This is a genomic window from Streptomyces sp. GC420, assembly GCF_009916105.1.
Lineage (GTDB): Bacteria > Actinomycetota > Actinomycetes > Streptomycetales > Streptomycetaceae > Streptomyces.
On sequence record NZ_JAAAXQ010000646.1, the window covers coordinates 1 to 2570 of the forward strand.

At 70.9% G+C, this 2570-nt stretch carries 2 protein-coding genes; both read left to right on the top strand.

Going from position 1 to position 2570, the window contains the following annotated elements:
* Positions 1 to 406: 406 nt before the first annotated feature.
* Positions 407 to 1249: a nitrilase-related carbon-nitrogen hydrolase gene (locus GUY61_RS37330; RefSeq protein WP_166634725.1), complete on the top strand. Its 843-nt coding sequence runs from the start codon at positions 407 to 409 to the stop codon at positions 1247 to 1249.
* Positions 1246 to 2532 carry an aspartate aminotransferase family protein gene (locus tag GUY61_RS37335; protein ID WP_166634726.1) on the top strand — a complete coding sequence of 429 codons (1287 nt, stop codon included), beginning with the start codon at positions 1246 to 1248 and terminating at the stop codon, positions 2530 to 2532. The genes GUY61_RS37330 and GUY61_RS37335 overlap by 4 nt, the downstream gene beginning before the upstream one ends.
* Positions 2533 to 2570 lie beyond the last annotated feature (38 nt).

Consider the following 2570-nt stretch of genomic DNA (forward strand, 5'->3'; position numbering starts at 1 on the left):
GCCCCGGCCCCCGGAGTCCCCCGGCGGGCGGCGCCCCGATGCGCGGACCGTCCCCGGCCGTCCGGGACAGCCCGGCCGCGCCGGCGCCGGCTCCCCGTGCGGGCGATTGCCGCGCGGCGACCGCCCGCACGGGTCCGCCGGGCAAACCCGGGCGTATGGGCGGCCCGTGCGGAGGGCGGCGGCCGTCTTGCCCGCCCCGTTCCCGAGGGCCAGACTCGACAACGTCACGGCGGGACACAGGACCCCAGCGGTCCGGCGGGGCCGGAATACCCCGCACGGGTGCGAAACATGATCGACTCTGCGGGTTAACGGCGATGGTCTTGCCCCGCCGGGTGACGCGTCTTACTTTCTCCACCTACGCACACCCTCTACGGGCGTAGAAAGCGCGTAGAAACAGGAGCAGCTCATGGCCAACGTCGTACGCGCCGCACTCGTCCAGGTGACCTGGACCGGCGACACCGAATCCATGATCGCCAAGCACGAGGAGCACGCCCGGGAGGCCGCCCGCCAGGGCGCGCGGATCATCGGCTTCCAGGAAGTCTTCAACGCCCCCTACTTCTGCCAGGTCCAGGAGCCCGAGCACTACCGGTGGGCCGAGCCCGTCCCCGACGGCCCGACCGTCGAGCGGATGAAGGCGCTCGCCCGCGAGACCGGCATGGTGGTCGTCGCCCCCGTCTTCGAGGTCGAGCAGGAGGGCTTCTACTACAACACCGCCGCCGTGATCGACCGTGACGGCTCCTACCTCGGCAAGTACCGCAAGCACCACATCCCGCAGGTGAAGGGCTTCTGGGAGAAGTACTACTTCAGGCCCGGCAACCTCGGCTGGCCGGTCTTCGACACCGCCGTCGGCCGGGTCGGCGTCTACATCTGCTACGACCGGCACTTCCCCGAGGGCTGGCGGCAGCTCGGCCTCGAGGGCGCCCAGCTCGTCTACAACCCCTCCGCCACCCACCGCGGCCTCTCGGCCCACCTGTGGCAGCTGGAACAGCCTGCGGCCGCCGTCGCCAACGAGTACTTCGTCGCCGCCATCAACCGTGTCGGCCGCGAGGAGTACGGAGACAACGACTTCTACGGCACCTCCTACTTCGTGGACCCGCGCGGCCGGTTCGTCGGCGAGCCCGCGAGCGACAAGGAGGAGGAACTCGTCGTCCGCGACCTCGACTTCGGGCTCATCGAGCAGGTGCGGACCCAGTGGGCCTTCTACCGGGACCGCCGACCCGACGCCTACGAAGGGCTGGTGAAGCCGTGAGCGACATCCTCCTGGGACGGCACCGGGCCGTGCTGCCCGAATGGCTCGCCCTCTACTACGACCGGCCCATCGAGCTCACCCACGGCGAGGGCCGCCACGTCTGGGACGCGAACGGCAACAAGTACCTCGACTTCTTCGGCGGCATCCTCACCACCATGACCGCCCACGCACTGCCCGAGGTCACCAAGGCAGTCAGCGAGCAGGCCGGGCGGATCATCCACTCCTCCACGCTCTACCTCAACCGGCCGATGATCGACCTCGCCGAGCGGATCGCCCAGCTGTCCTGCATCCCCGACGCCCGGGTCTTCTTCACCACCTCCGGCACCGAGGCCAACGACGCGGCCCTGCTGCTCGCCACCACCTACCGCGGCTCCCAGCAGATCCTGGCGATGCGCAACAGCTACCACGGCCGTTCCTTCTCCACGGTCGGTATCACCGGCAACCGCGCCTGGTCCCCGACCGGCCTCTCGCCGCTGCAGACGCTGTACGTCCACGGCGGCGTCCGCACCCGAGGCCCCTTCGCCCACCTCGGCGACCAGGAGTTCATCGCGGCCTGCGTCGAGGACCTCGAAGACCTCCTCGGCCACTGCCGCACCCCCGCCGCGCTCATCGCCGAACCCATCCAGGGCGTCGGCGGGTTCACGTCCCCGCCCGACGGCCTGTACGCGGCGTTCCGCGAAGTCCTCGACCGGCACGGCATCCTGTGGATCACGGACGAGGTGCAGACCGGCTGGGGCCGCACCGGCGAGCACTTCTGGGGCTGGCAGGCCCACGGCCGGAGCGGCGCGCCCGACATCCTCACCTTCGCCAAGGGCATCGGCAACGGCATGTCCGTCGGCGGCGTTGTCGCCCGTGCCGAGATCATGAACTGCCTCGACGCCAACTCCATCTCCACGTTCGGCGGTTCACCGGTCACCATGGCCGCCGCCCTCGCCAACCTCGGCTACCTCCTCGAACACGACCTCCAGGGCAATGCCCGCCGCGTCGGGGGACTGCTCCTGGAACGCCTCAGGGCCGTCGGCGCCCGGAGCCCGCACGTACGCGAAGTGCGCGGCCGGGGTCTGATGATCGGCATCGAGCTGACCCGGCCCGGCACCGACCGACCGGACCTCGAAGCCGCCTCGCACGTCCTGGAGGCGGCCAGGGAGGGAGGGCTGCTCATCGGCAAGGGCGGCGGCCACAGCACCAGCGTGCTGCGCATCGCCCCGCCGCTCTCCCTGACCGTCGCGGAGGCCGAGGAGGGCGCCGCGATCCTCGAAAGGGCCCTGCACAGCATCCCCTAGCAACTCCCGAAGAGGCGCCGCCATGAGCACCACCGCCC

Bases quoted from the DNA above. Each gene is read 5' to 3' on its own strand.
- GUY61_RS37330 (WP_166634725.1), top strand. From the start codon at position 407: ATGGCCAACGTCGTACGCGCCGCACTCGTCCAGGTGACCTGGACCGGC.